This window comes from Cognatishimia sp. WU-CL00825 (assembly GCF_040364665.1).
Taxonomy (GTDB): Bacteria; Pseudomonadota; Alphaproteobacteria; order Rhodobacterales; family Rhodobacteraceae; genus Cognatishimia.
This window is the reverse complement of the sequence record NZ_BAABWX010000001.1, coordinates 295,904-315,470: the sequence shown is the minus strand read 5'-3', so window position 1 is coordinate 315,470 and position 19,567 is coordinate 295,904. Positions and strand designations below refer to the sequence as shown.

Below are 19,567 nucleotides of genomic sequence, written 5' to 3'. Positions count from 1 at the left end.
TCAAATTCAAAACGCCGCGCTTAACAGCGCGGCGTTTCCCTTTGCGGCGGCTCAAACCAAAACCGGCTTGTCGTTTTTCTGATGCCGCTGCACCAACTGCTTCTGCAGTTTTTCGTTCGGCGCAAATCGCGCCATTTCAGGCATACTTGAATTTTCTACATGATCTGGAAATAGCGCCGCCATTTCCAAACGCGCATCCTCACTCAAGCTCGCCAGAGCATTTGGTCCACAATAAAAGCTTTCAGTCGGAGCCCCCTCGGCCACGATCAACTCATGGGCTGCAAAAACCAGATGATAATAAACAACGCCTTCCAGCGCGTGATCCACATAAACTCCTGGCAATGCAGTCAACTTCTTAGCTGCAACAAAGACTTCATCTTCATCAAACATGCGTCTGCATATTGGCGAATTTGACAGCATGCGGTGCTGCGGCGAAACAACCAGATCACGCTTTGGCAAACCCAATCCCAAGGCACCAGCTGTCACCCGAACGGGGCACAAATTCATATTGCGCCTTAGCTCTCTTACCGAGACTTCGCGATGCAGTGGCAAGCGCAGCACAGCATAGCCACCGTCATGCAAAGCCACCCGGTCCCCTGCCCGCAGTTCCTCAACTGGCACTTCCCCGGCATCTGTCGCGATACGAGTGCCTTGCACAAAACAAGCCACATAATCCTCGTATTTGTTTTCCTTCAGATACGAGGTCTGGCGGTGGTCAAAATAATAAGGTGTGCCCACGTCCAGCGGTTCAGAAGACACCAAGCCATGTACCTGCCCCTGTTGATGGCCATTGCCACCCAAATGCAATGAGGTCACCCGATGGCCTGTAGTTGTATTTGTCAAATCATAGGCAGCTTGCACTGTGGTGCCAGCCGCATAGGCCTTGCCATCCAGATCAATATCTTGCGCAAGAACCTGATTGTTATCGAGCTCATGAAAAACCGCGTCATCGTCAAGAATTTCCACGCGCGTTGGCTCTGCCCCCGGTTTCAACCGCAACCTGAACATGCCATCGCCTTTGGCCGTTCCGCCAGATTCCTTGGGCAATCCCCCACGGAAATCCTTGCGGCTGTAAATATAAAAAACGGGCATTCTTGTCTGGCCTAAGGTTACGCGCGCCGTTCTGGCGCAAATAGCGTCGCCGTTTTTGCGGAACAAATGAGGCAGAAATGTGGCAATTCCCCCTAAAGCTGGGATTGCATTGGCCGCAATACTCTTCCACATTGACCTAGAAGTTCGCGACACACGCAGGGGAGGAATACACATGTGGGATGGCCTGATAACCCGCCTAAAAGGAAAACCCAGAACCCAGCAGCCCTTGCCAGAGCCCGATGAACAGCTCGCGCTGGGTGCGCTATTGGTGCGTGTTGCAAAGTCTGATCGTGAATACCACGTGACTGAAATAGGGGAAATTGACAAGATTCTATCAAATTCGTTTAATATCAATGCTGTAGAAGCTGCAAAAATGCGCGCAACATGCGAAAAACTCGAAGCTCAGGCTCCTGGCACACCGGATTTCGCTCTGCTGATCCGCGAACATGTCGATTATGCCCATCGGCTGGAAATGGTGAATGCGCTATGGAAAGTCATCTTGGCGGATGGCCGTGACACCCCCGAAGAAGACGCAGCTTTGCATGAAATCGAGGGGCATCTTGGCATTGCCCCAGCCGACAGCCCTGCACCTTAAGTCTATAGTTTTGCGCGGCCGCAATTGCGGCTGCATTTGGGCAACGCCTTTGGCAAATTGTGTAAATCCAGACCCTGCCTCAAACTCGGCAAGCGCAAAGACAAACACCATAATTGAACTTGAGAAACCGACAGGGTCCTGCGTTTCATGCATGAATTTACATGGATAAATGGCAGACAGGTTTGCCGCAATACTATTTTCAAAATGAAAGCCCGTGACCATGGCTTGACCTTTCCCTCACCAAGGCCGATCTATCATCTATGTTTGCTGATTTTCTCAAGCGCCTGACTGCGCCCGCCCCCGCCCCGCTCAATGACACCGACGCACGGCTTGCTTTGACTGCGCTTTTGGTGCGCATTGCCCGCGCAGACGGCGACTATGCCCCAGCTGAAATCGAGCGGATCGACCGCATCACAAAGCAGCGCTATGGTCTGTCTCCGTTTGAGGCCACAGCCTTGCGCAATGACGCTGAAACCCTCGAAGCAGAAGCGCCAGACACCGTGCGTTTCACCCGCGCGATCAAAGATGCCGTCGACTACGAAGACCGCATCGGCGTGATCGAGGCGCTTTGGCAAGTGGTCATGGTCGACGGAGAGCGCGACGCGCATGAGGAAACAATTGTCCGTTTGGCAGCCAATCTATTGGGAATCAGCGACCGCGACAGCGCGTTGGCACGCCAACGGATCGCTGCCCGCTAAGCAGATTTCCTGCGCTCACTTGCCGCAATACGCAAATTGGCCGTCGACGCACATCCGTCAATTTAGATGTTTATCCCGTCATTTCGCTCATCTAGACGCGCCTGTCGTCATTTTGCGAGTTGCATTCCTCTATTTTTTCGGTCCAAGTGGTTTCCATAAAAAAGATACCAATTGGTAAATAACAAAGAATGACGGGGAACTGCTGAATTGACCGACCTGACTCCGGTGCTTGAAATCCGTGGCTTACACAAAGCCTATGGCGACCTTGAAGTGATCAAGGGCGTTGATATCAAAGCCCACAAAGGAGACGTCGTTTCTCTGATTGGCAGTTCAGGGTCTGGCAAATCCACCATTTTGCGTTGCGCCAACCTGCTGGAAGACAGCCAACAAGGCGAGATCCTGTTCAACGGCGAACCAGTAACCTGGAAAGGCAGCGGTTCCAACCGCGTGCCAGGCGACGCGAAACAAGTCATTCGCATCCGAACAAACCTGTCGATGGTCTTTCAGCAATTTAACCTCTGGGCCCATATGACCATTTTGCAGAATGTCATGGAGGCCCCCGTCACCGTGCTGGGCCGTGACAAAGCAGAGGTCGAAGCCAAGGCGCGCGAGTACCTCGCCAAGGTCGGCATCGGTGACAAATGTGACGCCTACCCAGCCCAGCTGTCCGGTGGTCAACAACAACGCGCTGCCATCGCGCGCGGTCTGTGCATGGAGCCTCAGGCCCTGTTGTTTGACGAACCCACATCCGCCCTTGATCCCGAATTGGAACAAGAGGTCATCAAAGTGATTAAATCCCTCGCAGCCGAGGGACGCACCATGCTTATCGTGACCCACGATATGAAAATGGCTGCCGATATTTCAAGCCACGTGGTGTTCTTGCATCAAGGCTTGATCGAGGAGGAAGGCCCGCCAGAAACACTATTTGGCGCACCAAAATCCGATCGGTTGAAGCAGTTTCTGTCTTCAACTGACTACGCATAAATCAACTAAGGGAGCGAATACCATGAAGAACCTTATCCTTAGCACAGCGGCGCTTGCACTCTCCGCTGGCTTTGCCATGGCCGACGGACATTCCGTTGTGCGCCTTGGTACCGAAGGCGCATACGAGCCTTGGAACTTTGTAAACGACAAGGGCGAAATCGACGGGTTCGAACGCGAGCTGGGCGACGAGTTGTGCACCCGCGCCGAACTAACATGTGAATGGGTCAAAAACGACTGGGATTCCATCATCCCGAACCTCGTATCTGGAAACTACGACGTGATCATCGCCGGCATGTCCATCACCGACGAACGCGAAGCCGTCATTGACTTCACCCAACCCTACACACCACCAGATCCCTCAACCTATGTTGCGCTTGACGCAGGCGTTGACGTGACCACCGGCATCATCGCGGCGCAGGCTTCGACATTGCAAGCGGCGTTTATCGCGGAACAAGGCTGGACCTTGATCGAATTCGCAACCCCTGAAGAAACCGTCGCAGCCGTGCGCAACGGCGAAGCAGATGCGGTTCTGGCTGATCAGTCCTTCCTTGACACTGTCGCGGGCACGGATGGTCTGGTGATGCTAGAGCGTTCCGAAGCCATTGGCGGCGGCGTTGGCATGGGTCTGCGCGAGTCTGATGCGGATCTGCGCGGCAAGTTTGACGTGGCGATCAAGTCTATGAAAGACGACGGCACGCTAAACACGCTGATCGCCAAATGGCAGGTTTCCTCTCAGTGGTAAACTGACCGCCTCTTAAAATTGGTCTGCGGGGTTTTCCGCAGACCACCCCTCTCCCCTTGCATAAGGCATGCGATGTTTTCCTATTGCACCGACCCATCCCTCCTCGAAGGCTTTTCTTGGCTCAGCTGTTACCTGACCACAGGCAAACACATGAGCCTTTATATTTCGGTCTTCGTCGTCTTGGTGCTCTTGGCAATCACCGCCCCTGTGGCCCTGATGTTTGGTTTTGGCGCGGCAACCGCAACCCGCTCAAAGATCTTACCGTTGCGCTGGCTAGGCCAAGGCTACACCAGCATTGTGCGCGGCGTGCCTGACATCGCCTTCTTTCTGTTCTTTGTCATTGCGCTGGACCAGGGCTTTGAATGGCTGCGCCACAAGATCAAATGCCCGGATTGGGACCAACCTGTTCGCCAAGGCATTGATTTTGTTGTCTGTGATGCCGCCAAATTGCCTCTGGGCAACGCCCCGCAATGGGTGCATGAAACCTATGGTTTCTTTCTGGCTGTCCTGACATTTTCCATCGTCTTTGGTGCCTTTGCTGCCAATGTACTTTATGGAGCCATGCGCGCCGTGCCACGTGCACAAATGGAAACCGCCGAAGCCTACGGCATGACCCGCCGCCAATCGTTCTGGCGCATCCTTGTGCCGCAGATGTGGGTCTTTGCCCTGCCCGGCCTGTCAAACCTTTGGATGGTGCTGATCAAAGCCACACCACTGCTATTCCTGCTCGGCGTCGAAGACATCGTCTATTGGGCACGTGAACTTGGCGGCACCAAAAATGCGCGCTTTACCGACTACCCCCATGGCGATTGGCGCATGTGGTATTTCATGGCTCTGCTGGTCTTTTACCTTGGCTTCACCAAAGTCTCAGAGATGACACTTGATCGGATCATGGCGCGCCTCACCAAAGGTCAGGCCACCTCGGGCGGCGAAACTCAAAGAAAGGCCGCAGCATGACCTGTATGGAAACTATCCAAGCCTATGGTCTGCGCTCCCTGGGCTATGGCGAACGCCTTTTGCCACGCAATGATTTTACGCTATGTGAACAATTCACGCTGATCGGGTCCGGCATGCTCTGGAATATCTATTTCGGCGTCATCGCCCTGATCGCTGGCTTTGTCCTGGCCGTCGCTTTGGCCGTTGGCAAATACAGCCAACGCGCCCTGCCCAACCAAGTCGCCCGATGGTTCATCTTTTTGTTCCGCGGCAGCCCTCTGTTCATCCAATTCTTCTTTGGCTACTTCTGCTTTCTCAGCCTCAAAAGCGTGTCCCCGTTCTTTGACAGCTTCACCTCTGCGTGGCTGGGGGCCTTGGTTGTTTTGTTCTTCAACACCGCCGCCTATTCCGCCGAGATCTTTTATGGCGCGCTTTTATCGATCCCCAAAGGTGACATCGAGGCCGCCGATGCCTATGGCATGACCGGCTGGACCCGCTTCAAACGCGTCACCTTTCCAACCATGTTACGCCTTGCTTGGCCCGGTTATACCAACGAAGCAATCTTTCTGTTTCACGCCACAACCCTGGTGTTTTTCTCTGGTTTCCCAGCCCTGCGCCAACAAGGTGACGCGCTGTACTATGCAAACTACTTCGCCGATAAAACTTTCAACCCATTTGTGCCCTATCCGATTTTGGCGATGTATTTCATCATCTTGACCCTGATCGTCATCACGCTGTTTGGTGTCGCCAACCGCCGTCTGAACCGGCACTTGCCTGGGGCCACCATCAAAAAGCTAAAAATCCGTCCAAACCTGATCCGGTAAAGCGGGTTTGGTCGGGGCGACCTCACCACGCTCACCGTTTGCGGCCGCGATGGCGCGCGCCCTGCCCTAGTCAGAGAGACAGATTTTATTGTTGTCTAGATCTCTTACATAGGCCGAATATTTGGGGCCCTTTTGGCATGGTGCGCCCGCGCAAACCCCGCCCAATTCAAGCGCCTTTTGATGCAACCGCTTGACCTCTTCTGCAGATCCAGAGGCAAACCCAACCATGGTGCCGTTGCCATTGGTGGCAGGTGCCCCATCAAACGGCAAAGCCACCGCAAAGGCAAAGTCATCACACAGCCAATAGGTCATCCGATCAGACGCGACCATCTTGGACAATCCCGCCCCGTTAAACAGCCCATCATAGAACCTAATCGCCGCCGCCATGTTGTTTGTGCCAACAACAAAGTAATTCATTTTCATTTTAGACATCATCCATCCGTCTACTTAAATTTGAGTCGTAAACGGGGATGTAGCGCAGCATGATGCCAGAAATTGTCAGTAGCGATTGCTGCCAGTTTTTGTCAGCACCCCACCGCCAATCCATTTCCCATCTGGTCACCGCCAAGCGCCCATGGCAAACTCTGCCGACTCGACAATAGGTCTTTGGAACAGGCACAAATTTCATGAAAATCGGCATCCTTCAGGCAGGCTCTTTTGTGCAAGAAATGCACGACATCACTGGCGACGTGGACAATATGTTCAAGGTCATGCTGGCCGGTCAAGATTTTACCTTTGACGTGTGGCGGGTGTTCGAAGACCAATTTCCCGACAGCGTTGCCGTCTGCGACGGCTGGCTCATAACCGGTTCCAAATTTGGTGTCTACGAAGACCACGCATGGATCCCACCTCTCGAGGATTTCATCCGTGATGCAGTAACCCAATCTCGCCCCATTGTTGGGGTGTGCTTTGGCCACCAGCTGATCGCCCAAGCCCTTGGCGGCAAAGTCGAAAAATTCAAAGGTGGTTGGAATGTGGGTCGCCAGATCTATGACTTTGGCGGTGTCGAACTGCCCCTCAACGCCTGGCACCAAGACCAGGTTGTCGAATTACCACAAGGCGCTCATGTGCTGGCGTCTAATGGCACCTGCGACTATGCCGCCATCGTCTATGGCGACCGCGCATTTACCGTTCAGGGCCACCCTGAATTTGGGCCGGATGCCATCGAAGGTCTGGTCGATTTTGTAGGCCCCGGCAAAGTCCCACAAGAGCAATTGGATGCTGTCATGGATGCATTGGCAGACCCCACCGCCAACGAAGTGATCGCTGATCAAATTGCTGACTTTCTCCGCCGTCCTCGCAACGCGTGACTTAAGTGCCATAACTCTGAAAAATGGAATGCCTATTCAAGATTGGACTCGTGTTCCCAATCACCCTAATTTACGAATTTGAAAGCAATACTTAAGAAAAGCAAAATCTATGACCCTGCCAGACGTATATTCTGCCGAACCCATCCCCGCCGCTGCACAAGCCGAAGTAGAACGCCTTCTCAAAACCGGTGACCTTTTTCGCTATACGGCATCACAGGATGCGCCGGTTGCGTTGCTAGAGTCAGAATTTTCCGAACTTTTAGGCAGCAAATACGCGCTTGCGGTTTCGTCCTGCTCTGCTGCTTTATTCCTATCTCTCAAAGCCTTAGACCTACCACGCGACGCCAAAGTATTGATCCCAGGATTTACCTTTGCCGCTGTGCCGTCATCTGTTGTTCACGCCGACTGTGTGCCGGTGCTGTGCGAAGTAGGTGGAAATTACCGGATAGAGATCGCAGATTTTGCGGCCAGGTTAGACGACGTTCAGGCGGTCATCATCAGCCATATGCGCGGCCATACTTCTGATATGGATGCCATAATGGCACTTTGTGATGCGAAAAACATTCCCGTCATCGAAGACGCGGCCCATTCCGTTGGCACCACATGGCACGGCCGCAACATTGGAACGATTGGTAAGATCGGCTGCTTTTCATTCCAATCCTACAAGCTTTTGAATTCCGGCGAAGGCGGTATTCTAGTCACCGATGATGCCGATTTGGTTGCGCGCGCAGTGATCATGTCCGGGGCCTATGAACACAACTGGCAAAAACACAAAGCAAAACCGGGCGACAACACCAGTGATTTGGCCAATGCCTTTGCACGTTGGCAAAACAAACTTCCGCTTTATAATCTGCGTCTTAGCAACCTTTCGGCTGCCATCATCCGCCCGCAACTCGCCGAATTGCCGCGCCGCATTCGCGACGGGCGCGCCAACCACGATTATGTTGCAGATAAACTAAACCAAAATGCATGGATCTCGGTGCCACCAAAACTCGCACCCGAAGAACGTGCCCCCGACAGCATTCAGTTTAATCTGCAGGGCATGAGCGGAAACCAAGTCGCCGCCTACCAACAAGCCGCCCAAAACAGGGGTATCAAAGTTCAGGTTTTCGGGGCTTCGCAAGACAATGCACGCGCCTTTTGGAACTGGCAGTTTCTGGGTGAAACACCAAATTTGCCCCAAACCCGCAAGATGCTGATGCATGCTTGCGACGTGCGCCTGCCAGCACGCCTCACGCGGCCCGAACTTGACGTCATCGCCTGCACCCTTTTGGACGCGATGGATGATGTGATGCTGCCAACAGCAGCCGAATAAATCAAAAAAAGCGCGCCCCATAGGACGCGCCATATTCCTAATACTGATGACAAACGGCTAGGACAGCTTTGAAAGCTTTGCTTGCAACTCTGCCAACTGCTTTTTGATATCATCCAGGTTCTCAGAATTGCTGGATGCACCCGCATCTTCTTCGGCAGGGCTTGTGTTCCCAGGCCAATTGCCGATTCCACCGGACATCGCCTTCAGAAACGCTTCTTGCTGCGCTTGCAATGCGGCCAACGGATTGACCGGATTGATGGTGGTCATGTTTTCCATCATCTTTGATTGCCCTTCGCGCAGCATCTCAAAGCTTTGGGCCAGAAACTGTGGAACGACGCTGCTGGCCTGATTGGTGTAGGAACGCACAAGATCGTTTAACACGTTGACTGGCAACATATTTTCGCCACGGCTTTCGTGTTCCGCGATGATTTGCAGCAAATATTGACGGGTCAGATCATCACCGGTTTTCAGATCGACGATCTGCACTTCGCGACCATCCCGGATGAAACTGGCGATGTCGTCCAACGTTACATAATCGCTGGTCTCAGTATTATACAGCCGGCGGCTTGCATAGCGCTTAATCAAAAGCGGTTTCTCGGTCTCTGCCACGTGCCATTCCCCTCATTGTGCCGCGTTGCAGAACAGCTTATGCGAGTGCAGAACAAAAAGAAAGGGCGCGCCAGCGGCACGCCCTATACTTATTGCGTCAGATCCCTAGATCTGAACCAGATATTACTTAGCCGCTTTTTTCGCAGCCGCAGTCGCGTCAGCAGTTGCTTTTTTAACAGCTGCAGTTGCTTCTTCTGTTGCTTCTTTAGAAGCAGACATCATCAGCTCAACAGTTTCTGCTTGAACTTTTTTCGCAACTTCGGCGAAAGCCGCCATATTTTCAGCAGCAACTTCGGCTTGTGCAGATGCGAAGTCAGTGATCGCTTTTGCATAATCAGCAGGCTCTGCTTTAGCTTTGGACATATCTGCCATTTTCGACAGAGTGTCTTTTGTCCAGCTGCTGGAAATCTCGGAAGATTTTTCAGCTGCTTCCAAAGCCACGTTCGCGAATTTTTCGTTCAGCGCCGCAGTGTTCTTATATGCGTCTTCCAGAGCGGAGGTGTCTACCGGGAAGGCACCCATCATGTCTTTCAGAACGGCATTCATGTCTTGTGTTTTAGCCATTTTACAATTCCTTTCGATGGAGCGGGCCAATCCCGCGTTTTCTGCATCTGCAAACAATATGCTTTCTGCGATGCGGCATTTCAAGTATTTTTATGCTGCACTGCAGAAAAATTTACTATACCTTTTAAAATCAACGTGTTGCCGGAACCTTAACATAGCTACCAGGCGCATCTTCCAGTGCCGGATGTTCCGAATCACCCGGATCTCGTGCCGCAATCATCTTGCCAGACTTGCCTGACAACCAGGTATCCCATCGGGGCCACCAGGACCCTTCGGTGAATTCAGCTGTCTTCATCCAATCATCTGCACCCTGCTTAAGATTTTTATTGGTGTAATGGCCGTATTTCTTTTTGCTTGGTGGGTTCACAATACCGGCGATATGACCTGACTGGGACACGATAAATGTTTTTGACCGGCTCGAGGTTTGCTGAAACCCGACATAACAGTCTTTCCAGCGCGCAATGTGATCTGTTTCGCAAGTGACAGAACAAATAGGCAGACTGACATCCTTGATATGCAGCGTCTCGCCCAAGAGTTTAAACCCGTCTTTCACAAACTCATTGCGCTGACACAGTCCGCGCAAATACTGCATCGCCATCACTCCAGGCAATCCTGATCCATCGCCATTCCAATACAGCAAGTCAAAGGCTGGCGGGGCCTCTCCCATCATATAACTTTTGATGGCTGGCCCATACACCAGATCATTAGAGCGCAAAAAGCTGAATGTGCGCTGCATAATAAACGACCGTAAAAGCCCCATTTCCTGCACTTCATCGTCAATTCCGTCGATAAAGTCATTTTGCAAGAAAGGCGTGAATTCACCCTGATCCACAAAATCAGTCAGCGTGGTAAAGAAGGTCGCAGATTTCACAGAGGTGTCACCGCGTTTTTTCATTAAGGCCAGGGTCAAATGTAACGTGGTGCCCGCAATACAATAGCCGACTGCGTTCACTTGTTTCTGTTTGGTCAGTTTTTTCACTTCGCTGATGGCCGCCAGATACCCCTCTTCAATATAATCTTCCAAACCCACTTGAGTCTGGCTGTAGTCAGGGTTCATCCAGCTGACGATAAACACCGTATATCCTTGATCAACCAACCATTTGATCATGCTGTTTTTCGCTTTAAGATCCAGAATATAAAACTTGTTGATCCATGGCGGAAAAATCACCAGAGGTATCTCGTGTACCTGTTCGGTTGTAGGAGTGTATTGGATCAATTCCATCATGCTATTGCGAAACACCACCTTACCCGGCGTGGTCGCAATATTCTCGCCAAGCTTAAAAGCGGTTTCATCCGCCAAGCGCACAATCAACTCTCCATTGTTTGCTTCTAGATCGCCAATCAGGTTCTGCAACCCGGTGATTAAGGACTGGCCCTCGGTTTCAACCGCTCGTTCTAGCGCATCAGGGTTGGTGCCTAGAAAATTTGTCGGAGCCATCATCTCGACGATCTGATCAGAGAAATACTTCAACCGTCGTTGTTCGGTCGGAGAAATATCCTCAAGAGAGTCCACCGCGGTGCGAATGGTTTCTGCGTTTAGCAAATACTGTTGCTTGATAAACTTGAAATAGGGGTTGCTTTGCCAAAGCGGATTTGAAAATCGCCGATCAGGTGGGCCGTCGTCGGATTTAGGTTCTGCTTCCCCCTGAGCAAGCACTTGTTGCGCGTCCACATAATGCTGAACGGACTTGCCCCAGAATTCCATTTGTTGTTCCAACAACTTGGTTGGATTTTGCACCATATCCGCCCAATACGCGGTTGCAGCATTTGTAAAAACTTCTTGATTCGGAGCGTTCAACTCTCTCCTTAAGGGCTTTCTGGACGCCATCAATTCAACTAAACGCTGAGTTAATTCTTCAACTTTTGTCAAATTTTCAGTTAGTTTGTCAATTTTTGCGACTGCGGCATCGTCGTCAGTTGTCATATGAATTTCCACACCCTATCTTCGCTGCTACGCAGCATAAATTTAAAGTCGAGCCCCTTAGCGACATTATGTTACGAGCATAACGGGAAAAAACAGGAGAAGCCAATGCGCTACATGGCCACGTACGACATGATGGAAACGGTTCGCAATACCAATCAGTGGCTTGGAGCCTCTGCCTTGGCCATGGCTTCTTACCCGATGTTTTCGATGATCCCTAACCCGGCGTTGAACTGGATGGCTGCCTGGGGCGAAGTCACCGAGCGCACCTTTGCGCGCATGGTAACCAAACCCGACTGGGGCATTCATTCCTTTACCTGCGAAGATGGCAAAGACCACGTTGTTCAGATTGAAACGGTCGTCGAACGCGATTTTGGCGATTTGTTGCATTTCTCTGTCCTGGGTCGCAAACGTCGGCGCAGCCAAGTCTTGCTTGTCGCGCCAATGTCAGGTCACTACGCTACGCTTCTCAGATCCACCGTCATCTCGCTACTGCCTGATTGTGAAGTCTATGTGACTGACTGGCACAATGCCCGCGACATTCCCGTCAGCAGCGGCAAATTTGATGTCGAAGACTACACGCTTTATCTTGTTGATTTCATGCGCCACCTTGGTCCAGACACTCATGTTATTGCCGTCTGCCAACCTGCCCCGTTAACGCTGGCAGCCACGGCATATTTGGCTGAACAAGATCCCGATGCGCAGCCCAGCACCCTGACCCTGATCGGCGGGCCAATCGATCCTTCGGCCAGCCCAACAGATGTCACCGACTTTGGCCATAGTGTCACCATGGGGCAACTCGAAGAAACCATGATTCAGCGGGTTGGTTTCAAATACAACGGTGTGGGCCGCAAAGTCTATCCCGGGCTTTTGCAACTGCAATCTTTCATGTCGATGAATGCCGAGCGTCACTCGCAGGCCTTCATGGATCAAATCGGACGTGTCGCTAAGGGCGAAGCCTCTGATCACGACGCTCACAACCGGTTCTATGATGAATATCTGGCTGTCATGGACATGCCCGCCGAATTCTATCTCTCGACCGTCGATCGGATTTTCAAAAAATGCGAAATCGCAAACAACGAATTTGTTGTCGACGGGCATAAAATCGACCTCAGCAAGATCACGACAGTTGCCGTCAAAACCGTCGAAGGTGCCAAGGACGATATCTCGGCCCCGGGCCAATGTGTGGCTGCGCTTGATCTATTGACCGGCCTGCCCGATGACAAAAAAGCCAGCCACCTGGAACCAGAGGCTGGCCACTACGGCATTTTTGCGGGCAAAAGCTGGCGCAACAACATTCGCCCCTTGGTGCTTGATTTCATCAAAACAAACAGCACGCCCCCAAAAGAGGCGGCTGGAGAGACCAAAAAACCGGCACCTAAAAAGCCCGCCAACAAAAACGCAGCGGCCTAAACACCGCTGCAGATCCGATGTACAATTCCTAAGAATGGCGCAGCACCAGCGGCCGCGCCATCCACGCCTTTAAGGCCCGCGTAACCTCGGCTGGCGCTTCCAGACTTGGCACCACGCTGGCATGCGGCAATGCCGTCAGCTGCGCATCCGGTATAAACGCCGCCAAAGTCTCATAGCGCTTGGGCATGATAAACGGATCATCCAATCCAAAAATGATCTGCGTTGGGCAGTTTGATTTGCGCAAAACCGCTTGCATATCCTGCTGTCGCTGCACCGCACGCACCTGATTGACAAAGCCCGGCACACCTATGGCCAGCGCCATATCCTGCAGCAATGCCAAAACATCCGCATCAATCACCTGCGCTTTGGCCGGATCATGGCCTGATAAATGCGTCACAACCTCATCAATACGCCCCGCCCGCGCGGCAACAAGTAAAGGCTCATAGGCAAGCGTTTCCAGCGGCACCCCCTGCAAAGGCGAGGTCGCTATCAAACAAAGACGCGTGACCCGCTCGGGCGCAAGTCGCAAAATTTCCATCGCCACAACACCGCCCAATCCGGCCCCCACCAGGGCAAACTGGTTTGGCAAACTGTTCAGGGCGCGCGTCGCCATCGCTGTCATTGTGTCATCTGCAGCGACCGGCGCGCTGATCACCGTGAACTGCGCTGATAATTCCGCAATCTGAGGCCCAAACAGCCGCGCGTCACATAAAATACCCGGTAAGAATACAATCGCTTCTGCCATGCAAGGCCTCCGCTCTAAAATGGTCAATCAGCAGCCTAAAACCTCGGCGACAGCCTCTTCTATCAATCCCAAACACACCGCGTCAGAAAACCGATGGTCCGCCCCTTTAATCAAGGACAACCGCATATCATCACCCTGCGCGTGCTCCAAAAGCCGCACCGCAGTGGCCGTGCTCACAGCTGTATCCTTGGTGCCTTGCAAAAACCGCACCGCGCACCGCAATACCAGCGGATCGCGCAAAACCAACCGCCTGCGTCCATCTTCAATCATGCGCTTGGTGATGATGTAAGGCTCCATATAATCGCTGGGCAGCGCCACATGTCCCACCGTCTCAAGCTCTGCCTTTTGGGTGTCGTTGAAATTGGCCCAATAGCCGTCCTCTGTAAAATCCGGGGCCGCCGCAATGGTCACCAAACCCGCCAAGCGTTCAGGCTGCGCCCGCGCCAGCAAAAGCGCCTGCCACCCGCCCATAGACGAGCCGACCAATACATAAGGACCATCCACCAAGTTGTTGACAGCAAAAATAGAATCCTCGTGCCAATCTCCAATGCAGCCATCCTCAAACGCCTCAGAACTCTCCCCATGTCCAGAATAGTCAAATCGCAGAAACCCACGCCCCTGCGCCTGACACCAGGCCTCTAGATGCACAGCTTTGGTGCCCTGCATGTCCGATTTCAGCCCACCCAAAAACACCACACAAGGTCCCTTGCCCTCGGTCTTGTGATAGGCAATGCGCCGCCCCTGCGGCGTTTTGATAAAATCAGTCACGATGCACCCCTTCATTATCCCGTCTTCTTAAACCCGAGAAACCCAAGACCGTCAAAGCCATAAGCCACCTGCCGCTTCACCTTTGCAAAAATACTCTGGGGAGGAGGATGAAACCCTGTTTCAGCCGGAGGGGTAAAACCCCTCATGCCCGGTTGACACACCGCAGATCTCAGGCCACTAAAGCGACGAACCATATACCCGCAACCGGGCGTTCCGTGGGCGCCAAACTGACGAGGAGGCCATAGAATGGCAACCGAAAATAAAATTGGCTATATGTCGACTGAATTTGTAACTAAACTGAATGACGTCGATAAAAAATCAATTTCCCTAACTTTCCCCGATGGCAATGCACGTTCCTATGACGCAGGCGTCACCCCTGCCGAGGTCGCAGCCTCCATCGCGTCATCGCTCGCCAAAAAAGCCATCTCTGCCACCGTTGACGGTCAGCACTGGGATCTGGCTTGGCCCATCCCATCTGACGCGGCCATCGCCATCAACACGCTCAAAGACAGCGACGCCGAAGCGCTTGAACTGATCCGTCACGACTGCGCCCACATCATGGCGCGCGCGGTGCAAGAACTCTGGCCTGACGTCAAAGTCACCATTGGGCCAGTGATTGAACACGGCTGGTATTACGATTTTGATCGTTCAGAGCCCTTCACACCAGAAGATCTTGGTGCGATCGAGAAAAAGATGAAAGAGATCATCAACAAACGTGACCCGGTGCGGACCGAAGTCTGGGAGCGTGATGTTGCCATCAAATATTACCAAGACCGTGATGAGCCATACAAAGTAGAGCTGATCGATGCCATTCCCGGCAACGAACCCTTGCGCATGTACTGGCATGGCGACTGGCAAGATCTTTGCCGCGGCCCCCATTTGCAACATACCGGCCAAGTGCCCGCTGATGGCTTTAAACTGATGAGCGTGGCCGGGGCCTATTGGCGCGGCGACAGCGATCGCGCCATGTTGCAACGCATCTACGGTGTGGGCTTCAAAAACAAAGAAGACCTGAAAAAACACCTGCATATGCTGGAAGAGGCCGCCAAACGCGACCACCGCAAACTGGGCAGCGAGATGGACCTGTTCCACATGCAACCAGAGGCTCCGGGTCAGATCTTTTGGCACCCAAATGGCTGGACCGTCTATACCGAACTACAAGACTACATGCGTCGCAAACAACGCGTGGGCGGCTATGTCGAGGTCAACACCCCACAAGTGGTAGACCGCAAGTTATGGGAAAAATCCGGTCACTGGGACAAGTACCAAGAAAACATGTTCATCGTCGAAGTTGACGAAGAACACGCCCGTGAAAAAGCCGTCAACGCGCTCAAGCCAATGAACTGCCCGTGTCATGTGCAAATTTTCAATCAGGGTCTGAAATCCTATCGTGACCTGCCATTGCGTATGGCAGAATTTGGCTCTTGCGCACGCTATGAACCATCTGGGGCCTTGCACGGCATCATGCGGGTGCGCGGCTTTACCCAAGATGATGGCCACATCTTCTGCACCGATGATCAGATCACCTCCGAAACCAAAATCTTCATCGACTTTCTGTCCAAAATCTACAGCGACCTTGGCTTTAACGACTGGAGCATCAAACTGTCGACCCGCCCTGAAAAGCGCATTGGTTCTGATGAAACCTGGGACCAGATGGAAAAGGCGCTTGGCGATGCCTGTCAGGCAGCTGGACATAACTTTGAAATCCTCGAAGGCGAAGGCGCGTTCTATGGTCCAAAGCTTGAATTCACCCTAACCGACGCCATTGGCCGGGATTGGCAATGTGGCACGCTACAGGTTGATGCCAATCTGCCCGAACGTCTGGACGCAACCTATATTGGCGAAGACGGTGCCAAGCACCGCCCTGTGATGTTGCACCGCGCGACGCTTGGCTCGTTTGAGCGTTTCATCGGCATTCTGATCGAAGAACACGCCGGCAAACTGCCGTTCTGGCTCGCCCCACGCCAAGTGGTTGTGGCCTCTATTGTCTCTGATGCGGATGACTATTGCCGCGAGGTTGTCGCCGCCCTGCGCGCCGTTGGCGTGCGCGCCGAGGCTGACCTGCGCAATGAAAAGATCAACTACAAAGTCCGCGAACATTCTGTGGGCAAAGTGCCTGTGATATTGGCCTGTGGCATGAAAGAGATCGATCAACGCACCGTTTCCGTGCGGCGTCTGGGCGAGAAACAAACAAAAGTGCAAGAGTTGCAGGAAATTGTTTCAATCCTGCAAACCGAGGCCACCGCGCCAGACCAACTCTAGGCCATATTGTAACAATTCACCGTTTCTTACACAAAATCAGCCGGGCCCTAGGGTCCGGCTTTTCATATTTTACAGGGGTTTAACTCAAGGCATTCCTGACATCTTATAACGCACGCGTGACCCACGAATGCGTTATTGGAGCTTTAGGCAGGCTTCCGGCTAAGTTGTTTTCATGCCGCATCGAGTGGCTGGAATTCAAACCTTTTTAGGGAAATATAAAATGTCTAAAACCGTAAAAACTCTGGCCGTCGCCGCTTCCGTTGCAGCAGCAGTAACCGCAGCAACAACACATTCTGCCTCTGCCATGGGCAAAGAAAAATGCTACGGCGTCTCTTTGGCTGGCAAAAATGATTGCGCAGCAGGCCCAGGCACAACATGCGCCGGCACATCCAAAGTAGATTACCAAGGCAACGCTTGGACTTTGGTAGACTCAGGCACATGTGCAACACTGGAATTGCCAGCAATGGCCGATGGTTCTGCACGCATGGGCTCTTTGGAAGCGCTTGACCGCGACCTGCCAGCATAATCCGCAGGATAAGCTTTCTGGCCTCGCCCCCTTGGCGGGGCCAACCTCTTCTTAACACGTAATCCCAAAGGCCTGCCCTATGTTTGATGCGCCAAACAACCTTACGGTTCTGCCAAACAAACCAGGAGTTGGGTATAAGCCCCAGCATTTCAACGACATCCTAGAAAACCCCGGCCATGTTGGCTGGCTCGAAGTGCACGCCGAAAACTATATGGGAATGGGGGGCCGTCCCCTCGCCCAACTGCGACACCTCGCAGAACGTTTCCCCATTTCGGTGCATGGTGTTGGCCTGTCGATCGGCGGCCAAGGCCCGCTTGATCCAGAACATCTTTCCCGCCTCAAAAACCTTATCTCTTGGCTGAACCCCACCGTTTTTTCAGAGCACCTCGCCTGGTCCACCCACGACGGGGCCTTTTTCAACGACTTGCTCCCCCTGCCCTATACCAAAGACACGCTGACCCATGTCGCCGCACATATCGACGAAGTGCAAAACACGCTGGGTCGCCAAATGATGCTGGAAAACCCGTCCAGTTACCTGAAATTTGCAGAAAGCACTTGGTCTGAAACAGATTTCCTGCGTGAAATTTCCAACCGCACGGGCTGTGGCCTGTTGCTGGACGTCAACAACGTCTTTGTATCTGCCACTAATCTTGACTACGACCCCCGCGCCTACATCCAGGATTACCCGCTTGATAAGGTTGGGGAAATTCACTTGGGCGGGCATGACGAAGATCACGACGACCACGGAAAACCCCTGTTGATCGACAGCCATGGCGCTGAAATTGTCGATCCGGTCTGGGCTTTGCTTGACCACACGCTCGCCCTATCCGGCCCGCGCCCAATTCTGATCGAGTGGGACACCGATGTGCCGGAATGGCCAGTGCTGTCAGCCGAAGCAAACCGCGCGGCGTCCGCTTTATCCAAGGTCCCAGCGCAATGATGGTTTCAGAACTAGAGTTTCGCGCCGCCATGCTTGATAGCGCCACAGATATTCCCGACGGGTTGCTGGATGGCCACAACAACCCAGCCGGAGCCCGTTTCAATGTTTACCGCAACAACGTCGCGGTTTCGTTAACCGAAGCACTAGAAACCGGCTTTCCTGTAATCGCAAAGCTGTTGGGCGAAGCAAATTTCAAACCAATCGCCGGCATCTATTTGCGCCAGTCCCCGCCACAGTCACCGCTCATGATGCACTACGGGGCCAGTTTCCCAGATTTTCTGCGCCGTTTTGAACCTGTAAAACACCTGGGCTATCTTGGGGATGTCGCCGACGTCGAGATGGCCCTGCGCCAGTCCTACCACGCCGCTGACAGCCAACCCGTTGCACCCGACGCTTTGACAAAGGTCGCGCCCGACCAGCTTGAAAAGCTGACGTTCACTTTGGCACCTGCCCTGCAATTGCGGCAGTCCCCCTGGCCAATTTATGACATCTGGCTCTTTAACACGCTGGAAAATCAACAAAAACCCCAGGCCCGCGCCCAAGACATCCTGATCACACGCCCCGAATTTGACCCGGAACCCCATGCCTTGCCCGCAGGCGGAGCCGACTTTATCAGCGCTCTTGCTCAGGGCAAAACATTGGGCCAAGCCGCCGAACACGCATCAGAACGCGCAACCAAACAAAACCAAAACTTTGATCTAGGTCCCGTGCTCAGTCTTTTGCTCAGCAACGCCGCGATCATATCGCTTCACAACGAGGACCCGCAATGAACACGCTCATCTCGCTCCACGCATCCGTTTTTGACCGTATCGAAAAACAAGACTGGCTGCTGCCAACATTGGCGCGCTTTGTGTTTGCCGCTGTTCTGGCGCTCTATTTTTGGAATTCTGGATTGACCAAACTGGGTGACGGGATTTTTGGCATTTTTGTTCCCAGCACAGGCGCTTATGCGCAGATTTGGCCGAAGGTGCTCGAAGCCGTCAGCTATGACACAAGCCAGTTGGGTCTGTTTCACTGGGCAGTGGTCTTTGGCGGCACAATTGCAGAATTCCTGTTGCCAGCCGCGATTATTCTTGGCCTGTTCACCCGCCTTGCCGCGCTTGGCATGATTGGCTTTGTAGTGGTGCAATCGCTGACAGATATCCACGGTCATGGGGCAGATTCTGACACCATTGGCGCATGGTTTGACCGGGTCGCCGACGCCCACATCTTGGACCAACGGGCCTTTTGGGTGTTTCTATTGCTGGTCTTGGCAGTCAAAGGCGGCGGTGCATTGTCGCTTGATCGGGTTCTGGCCAACCGTCACACCGCGCAAGACTGAGC

General features: G+C 53.0%; 21 protein-coding genes. 14 read left to right on the top strand and 7 right to left on the bottom strand.

What is annotated here, in order from left to right; genetic code table 11:
- Positions 1–51: 51 nt before the first annotated feature.
- Entirely contained in the window at positions 52–1,092 is a 1,041-nt protein-coding gene (locus tag ABXG94_RS01550) for a Hint domain-containing protein (protein WP_353531893.1), read from the bottom strand.
- A gap of 172 nt (positions 1,093–1,264) precedes the next feature.
- On the opposite strand from ABXG94_RS01550, the gene ABXG94_RS01545 reads away from it, so the two are divergent.
- From ABXG94_RS01545 to ABXG94_RS01520, 6 genes are all read left to right on the top strand, one after another.
- On the top strand, positions 1,265–1,687 hold the full coding sequence (locus ABXG94_RS01545) for a tellurite resistance TerB family protein (protein ID WP_353531892.1): 423 nt from the start codon (positions 1,265–1,267) through the stop codon (positions 1,685–1,687).
- Between the two features lie 260 nt (positions 1,688–1,947).
- Positions 1,948–2,385 carry a tellurite resistance TerB family protein gene (locus ABXG94_RS01540; protein WP_353531891.1) on the top strand — a complete coding sequence of 146 codons (438 nt, stop codon included), beginning with the start codon at positions 1,948–1,950 and terminating at the stop codon, positions 2,383–2,385.
- Between the two features lie 207 nt (positions 2,386–2,592).
- Complete coding sequence (locus tag ABXG94_RS01535) at positions 2,593–3,369, top strand: ABC transporter ATP-binding protein (protein WP_353531890.1); 777 nt, start codon at positions 2,593–2,595, stop codon at positions 3,367–3,369.
- A gap of 22 nt (positions 3,370–3,391) precedes the next feature.
- Entirely contained in the window at positions 3,392–4,111 is a 720-nt protein-coding gene (locus ABXG94_RS01530; protein ID WP_353531889.1) for a transporter substrate-binding domain-containing protein, read from the top strand.
- Between the two features lie 72 nt (positions 4,112–4,183).
- Positions 4,184–5,068 carry an ABC transporter permease gene (locus ABXG94_RS01525; protein WP_353531888.1) on the top strand — a complete coding sequence of 295 codons (885 nt, stop codon included), beginning with the start codon at positions 4,184–4,186 and terminating at the stop codon, positions 5,066–5,068.
- Positions 5,065–5,871, top strand: coding sequence for an ABC transporter permease (locus ABXG94_RS01520; protein WP_353531887.1), 807 nt, complete (start codon positions 5,065–5,067; stop codon positions 5,869–5,871). The genes ABXG94_RS01525 and ABXG94_RS01520 overlap by 4 nt, the downstream gene beginning before the upstream one ends.
- 66 nt (positions 5,872–5,937) lie before the next feature.
- On the opposite strand, the gene ABXG94_RS01515 is transcribed toward ABXG94_RS01520, so the two are convergent.
- Positions 5,938–6,303: a VOC family protein gene (locus tag ABXG94_RS01515; RefSeq protein WP_353531886.1), complete on the bottom strand. Its 366-nt coding sequence runs from the start codon at positions 6,301–6,303 to the stop codon at positions 5,938–5,940.
- Positions 6,304–6,497: 194 nt separating this feature from the next.
- Between ABXG94_RS01515 and ABXG94_RS01510 the strand changes: the two genes are divergently transcribed.
- Positions 6,498–7,181 (top strand): type 1 glutamine amidotransferase, encoded by a 684-nt coding sequence (locus tag ABXG94_RS01510; RefSeq protein WP_353531885.1) that lies wholly within the window; start codon positions 6,498–6,500, stop codon positions 7,179–7,181.
- A gap of 109 nt (positions 7,182–7,290) precedes the next feature.
- A complete protein-coding gene (locus ABXG94_RS01505) occupies positions 7,291–8,496 on the top strand; it encodes a DegT/DnrJ/EryC1/StrS family aminotransferase (RefSeq protein ID WP_353531884.1) in 1,206 nt (401 codons plus the stop codon).
- A gap of 57 nt (positions 8,497–8,553) precedes the next feature.
- Here the strand turns inward: ABXG94_RS01505 and phaR are convergent, their stop codons facing one another.
- From phaR to ABXG94_RS01490, 3 genes are all read right to left on the bottom strand, one after another.
- Positions 8,554–9,105: a polyhydroxyalkanoate synthesis repressor PhaR gene (gene phaR, locus ABXG94_RS01500; protein ID WP_353531883.1), complete on the bottom strand. Its 552-nt coding sequence runs from the start codon at positions 9,103–9,105 to the stop codon at positions 8,554–8,556.
- 123 nt (positions 9,106–9,228) lie between these two features.
- Positions 9,229–9,669 carry a phasin, PhaP gene (locus ABXG94_RS01495; RefSeq protein ID WP_353531882.1) on the bottom strand — a complete coding sequence of 147 codons (441 nt, stop codon included), beginning with the start codon at positions 9,667–9,669 and terminating at the stop codon, positions 9,229–9,231.
- 130 nt (positions 9,670–9,799) lie between these two features.
- Entirely contained in the window at positions 9,800–11,593 is a 1,794-nt protein-coding gene (locus tag ABXG94_RS01490) for a PHA/PHB synthase family protein (protein WP_353531881.1), read from the bottom strand.
- Between the two features lie 105 nt (positions 11,594–11,698).
- On the opposite strand from ABXG94_RS01490, the gene phaZ reads away from it, so the two are divergent.
- The gene (gene phaZ, locus ABXG94_RS01485) at positions 11,699–13,003 is read left to right on the top strand and encodes a polyhydroxyalkanoate depolymerase (protein WP_353531880.1); all 1,305 of its coding nucleotides are present in this window, start codon (positions 11,699–11,701) and stop codon (positions 13,001–13,003) included.
- Between the two features lie 28 nt (positions 13,004–13,031).
- On the opposite strand, the gene ABXG94_RS01480 is transcribed toward phaZ, so the two are convergent.
- Positions 13,032–13,748, bottom strand: coding sequence for an alpha/beta fold hydrolase (locus ABXG94_RS01480; protein WP_353531879.1), 717 nt, complete (start codon positions 13,746–13,748; stop codon positions 13,032–13,034).
- A 27-nt stretch (positions 13,749–13,775) separates the two neighbouring features.
- Positions 13,776–14,516, bottom strand: a complete 741-nt coding sequence (locus tag ABXG94_RS01475) for an alpha/beta hydrolase (RefSeq protein WP_353531878.1) — start codon at positions 14,514–14,516, stop codon at positions 13,776–13,778.
- A gap of 273 nt (positions 14,517–14,789) precedes the next feature.
- Here ABXG94_RS01475 and thrS point away from each other — a divergent pair, with 273 nt between their 5' ends.
- The 5 genes from thrS (at position 14,790) to ABXG94_RS01450 (ending at position 19,565) form a co-directional block, all read left to right on the top strand.
- Positions 14,790–16,778: a threonine--tRNA ligase gene (gene thrS / locus ABXG94_RS01470; RefSeq protein WP_353533977.1), complete on the top strand. Its 1,989-nt coding sequence runs from the start codon at positions 14,790–14,792 to the stop codon at positions 16,776–16,778.
- A gap of 220 nt (positions 16,779–16,998) precedes the next feature.
- Positions 16,999–17,304, top strand: a complete 306-nt coding sequence (locus ABXG94_RS01465; RefSeq protein WP_353531877.1) for a BufA1 family periplasmic bufferin-type metallophore — start codon at positions 16,999–17,001, stop codon at positions 17,302–17,304.
- 79 nt (positions 17,305–17,383) lie between these two features.
- The gene (gene bufB, locus ABXG94_RS01460; RefSeq protein ID WP_353531876.1) at positions 17,384–18,244 is read left to right on the top strand and encodes an MNIO family bufferin maturase; all 861 of its coding nucleotides are present in this window, start codon (positions 17,384–17,386) and stop codon (positions 18,242–18,244) included.
- Positions 18,241–19,014 carry an HvfC/BufC family peptide modification chaperone gene (locus tag ABXG94_RS01455; protein WP_353531875.1) on the top strand — a complete coding sequence of 258 codons (774 nt, stop codon included), beginning with the start codon at positions 18,241–18,243 and terminating at the stop codon, positions 19,012–19,014. Before bufB ends, ABXG94_RS01455 begins: the two co-directional genes overlap by 4 nt.
- Entirely contained in the window at positions 19,011–19,565 is a 555-nt protein-coding gene (locus tag ABXG94_RS01450; protein WP_353531874.1) for a DoxX family protein, read from the top strand. Before ABXG94_RS01455 ends, ABXG94_RS01450 begins: the two co-directional genes overlap by 4 nt.
- The last annotated feature ends 2 nt before the right edge of the window (positions 19,566–19,567 follow it).